This window comes from Subtercola boreus, from assembly GCF_003399625.1.
GTDB lineage: Bacteria > Actinomycetota > Actinomycetes > Actinomycetales > Microbacteriaceae > Subtercola > Subtercola boreus_C.
This window is the reverse complement of record NZ_NBXA01000077.1, coordinates 1-2,979: the sequence shown is the minus strand read 5'-3', so window position 1 is coordinate 2,979 and position 2,979 is coordinate 1. Positions and strand designations below refer to the sequence as shown.

The 2,979-nt window shown below is 56.5% G+C and carries 2 protein-coding genes and 1 pseudogene; all 3 read left to right on the top strand.

The window, feature by feature from the left end; all coding sequences use genetic code 11:
• Window positions 1-126 precede the first annotated feature (126 nt).
• Window positions 127-330, top strand: a pseudogene (locus B7R21_RS21075) (PH domain-containing protein); the annotation flags it as partial.
• Between the two features lie 18 nt (window positions 331-348).
• Window positions 349-513, top strand: a complete 165-nt coding sequence (locus B7R21_RS21070; RefSeq protein WP_367379422.1) for an SHOCT domain-containing protein — start codon at window positions 349-351, stop codon at window positions 511-513.
• A 286-nt stretch (window positions 514-799) separates the two neighbouring features.
• Window positions 800-2,893, top strand: coding sequence for an AAA domain-containing protein (locus B7R21_RS19335; RefSeq protein WP_116284884.1), 2,094 nt, complete (start codon window positions 800-802; stop codon window positions 2,891-2,893).
• Window positions 2,894-2,979 lie beyond the last annotated feature (86 nt).

Here is a 2,979-nt window from a genome sequence, read left to right as displayed (position 1 = left end):
CAACCGCCGACGCCGCCAACGGGGCCTCGGCAAACTCACCCCCGTCGAGTTTGAGACAATTTACACAACCGCAAACGCGGCCTGAAAACCATCAACCCCCAGTGACAACCAAACTCTGGGCAGACCCGTGTGCTCATCGCGACTGACCGACGAATTGTCTTCTTCGACAAAAAATTTGTTGGCTACAAAATGGAGTCCTACCCCTATGGCACGGTGTCGTCGTTTGATCAGAGCGGCGGCATGACGGGAGCCAGCATCACTTTCTACTCTTCCGGCAACGTGGTGGGAGTCAAAGCAATCCACGACCGAGACGACCTTGCCGCCTTCACGGCGAGCGTGAGAGAAAACATGTCTCAGACGACTGCTCCTTCTGCGGTCGCGCCCGGGCCATCTAGCAACGACATTTTCGATCAACTACGCCAACTACGCCAACTGGGTCAGCTGCGTGACGCAGGCATTATTACGCCAGGCGAGTTTGAAACGAAGAAAGCCGAGATGCTGGCAAGGCTGTAGGTAGACCCTAAGAATCATCCTGGCGCAACTCTGCCATCGTCTAAAGGACAAGAACGCAACGAGCCACTGCTGGCGAACTCCCTGCCTCGAAAACCTGAAGGTTAGTGCGGAACCCGCTCCCCCGGTGACGGCTTCAAAGGAGGTTCTGCCCGGGGTTTGGTTGTCACCCAATCAACTAGACCAACAACAGTCCGCGACCATCACCCGCGACCACTAGTCACCGGGGTGAGTGAGCAGTGTGGAAAACTTACCCGGGGGCGTGTGCACCTATATATAGGGGGTCGGGATGGGCAGTTCGATCGAGGCCGTGTCGCATGAGTGGCGTAATGGTTTAATTGACGTTGGCGGCAATAACCGACTGCTCTATTACCGGGAGACAGGTTCTACGGTAGGACTTGATGGCGCTCCATCGGCCTCGGTTACACGCCTGCTGGCCGGTGACACTGTGCGGTTGTCGGAACTGTTTACTACTGCGGACGCGCTGCAGAAAGCTCAGCGCGCATGCGGTCTGTTGGCTAAGAAGCAGCAGGAGGCAACTGAAGAGTACGGCGTTTCGATTGCCTACCTAGCGGCTGGCATGTGCTCTTGGGACCCCGAAGGCAACCCTGAAAAAGCAGTGGCAGTAGAGAACGAATTGACGGCATCCGATAGCCCTAACCGTTCATCGAAGCGTCCTAAATACACTCGGCCGCGCGCACCTGTTCTACTTCGGTCGCTTGAACTAATCCGTCGTCGTGGCGCTCAAGAGGCGTGGGAACTTCGACTGATCGACGAATTCCAGGTAAACGGTGTCCTCCTGCATGTTCTGAACGCCGACCGAGAACGGATTGAGAGCGATTCCATTCTTGAGCTCGATGCCGGGGATCTTCCAAGCATTGAAGTCATGCTCGAAGAGTTTGAAGATGCCTGCGGGGATGTAGCTGAATTGGAGGTACTGAACACTCTTGTTCTTGGTACCTTCAGCTATACCAAGCAACCCATGGTTGATGACGTTAGTGACATTGACGCTCTGGCCGCATCGGACCTTGTTGCTGCACTTGCAGGGGATCTCAATGCGGCGGACCGAGTCCGTTCTTCCACTGATGGAGTAACGGAGGAAATGCCGGACTATACGCCGGTAGATGCTGAGTATCTCGTCCTCGACGCTGACGCGAGTCAGAGTTATGTGGTCAACGCCGCTCTTGCTGGACGAAACCTCGTCGTAGAGGGACCGCCTGGAACCGGTAAAAGCCAGACTATTGCGAACATCATTGCGACCTCTGTCGCAGCGGGCCGCAGCGTCCTTTTCGTTGCGCAAAAACGAGCGGCCGTATCTGCGGTCCTTGATCGTTTGGCTGGCGTAGATCTCAGCCATCTTGTTCTTGATCTCTTCGCCGCTTCGAGCTCTCGACGGTACGTTGCTGAACAGTTGCAGACGGCGCTAGACCGGCAGGCGTCCGCCGGCGAAGCGCGCGTTGGCGAACTGCATTACTCGCTCACTCGAGCACGGGACACGCTCGTTCGCCACAAAGACGCACTCCACAAAGAGAATCGCGGCTGGGGTGTCAGTGTGGCCGAGATGATTGCAGTCGCGATCGGCATTCCGACTGATGTTCAAAGCAATGAGCGGATTGCCATCCAAGACATGTCCCGCTGGGATGAGTTAGAGCCAGTGCGCATCCGAGGAGACCTCGAAGAACTGGTCCGCCTCGGTGCCCTCGAAACAGGGTGGTCAACTCAGCCAGGGTGGTCACCTAACGCGTTGAGTAACAATGAATCTCTTCGCCGATTTAATGAGCGCTTGCAAGAGCTGACACGAGATCTCCCCGAAGCAGAAGCAGCCCTTGATTATGTAAGTTCCGGCCTGACCAAGAATTCACTAATCGGCTGGGATGAGGTAGAAAACCTCCGCCCCATCTTTGACGAGGCGACCAGACTTCACCAGCTCGCACCGATGACACTTGACCCTCAGCTGTCATTCAATGATCTCCGCAGATCTCTCTTAGCTTCGAGTCGCCAGTTCCGGAAGTCCGTGGGCGAAACCATTAGAGGTAGCGAGAAACGCGAGGCGGCCCGTCGGGCCAAATCTCTCGTAGGGCATCTCCCGCGCAAACAACGAGGCGATACGCTCTCCCGAGCGTTGGTACTTCGACAGGCTTGGCCAGGAGGACCCCCGTACGCCGCACCGGACAACTGGACTGATGCCTACGCTCTGCTCTTTGGGTTCCGGCAAGAGCTGACAGACTTCGACCAGGGGTTACAGCACCTGAAGCTAATCCAGCTGCCAATCTCGGAACTTGGTACCGCCCTTCGTAATCTAGCTTCTGATCGTCGACGAGCCGCAATGCCCCGGGTCCATGTGTCTCTGGCAACGTTAGCCAGGACCACTCGGGCAATCTAAGCGGAGACCACCTCGGCGTTTTGCGGGGTGTCGGGGCAATCTAAGCCAGGCCCACCTCCACCGTTATCGCAACGTGTTATTTGTTG

Bases quoted from the DNA above. Each gene is read 5' to 3' on its own strand.
- B7R21_RS21070 (WP_367379422.1), top strand. From the start codon at position 349: ATGTCTCAGACGACTGCTCCTTCTGCGGTCGCGCCCGGGCCATCTAGC.
- B7R21_RS19335 (WP_116284884.1), top strand. From the start codon at position 800: ATGGGCAGTTCGATCGAGGCCGTGTCGCATGAGTGGCGTAATGGTTTA.